Below are 247 nucleotides of genomic sequence, written 5' to 3'. Positions count from 1 at the left end.
ACATTGGTTGACCGCAAGACGCTGTATACAATTATCGTTAAACTTGATAGCAAGCAGGCATCAGAAGTCGCGAAAGCGGCAGTGAAAGTATTATACCCGTTAAAACAAAAGGTTAAGACCATCACGTTCGATAACAGTTTGGAGTTCGCAGATCATGAAATCATCGGTGAAGAATTAGAAACCCAAATTTACTTTGCTCACCCTTATTCGCCTTGGGAAAGAGGGATCAATGAGAATATCAATGGGT

General features: G+C 40.9%; 1 protein-coding gene. It reads left to right on the top strand.

Annotated features, from left to right (window positions below):
* Positions 1 to 247 (top strand): IS30 family transposase (locus tag ABR397_RS24000; protein ID WP_350307874.1); only part of this gene is annotated, 247 nt, incomplete at both ends.

It is taken from the genome of Photorhabdus viridis (assembly GCF_040256935.1).
GTDB lineage: Bacteria > Pseudomonadota > Gammaproteobacteria > Enterobacterales > Enterobacteriaceae > Photorhabdus > Photorhabdus viridis.
This window is presented reverse-complemented; position numbering and strand designations above follow the sequence as displayed.